Consider the following 267-nt stretch of genomic DNA (forward strand, 5'->3'; position numbering starts at 1 on the left):
CGGCGCTGGATGACCGAGGAGGCCAATGCCGTCATCCGTGGCGCATTGGCGGCTGGTGCAACGGCCATCAAGGTCAACGATTCGCATGGCGGCTTCCGCAACCTGCTGCCGGACCTGCTGCACCCGCAGGCGCGCATGGTGCTGGGCAAGCCGCGCGTGCTGGGCATGATGGGCGGCGTGGATCATGATATCGATGCGGTCATGCTGGTGGGTTACCACTCGCGCGCTCAAGGACGCGGCATCCTGGCGCACACCACCAACAGCTTT

The 267-nt window shown here is 65.5% G+C and carries 1 protein-coding gene; it reads left to right on the forward strand.

The window, feature by feature from the left end:
- On the forward strand, positions 1-267 hold a 267-nt coding region (locus tag ACZ3HG_RS23850; protein WP_465334864.1), incomplete at both ends, for a M55 family metallopeptidase.

The sequence above is a fragment of the Erwinia sp. PME.40.26/001 genome, from assembly GCF_055556675.1.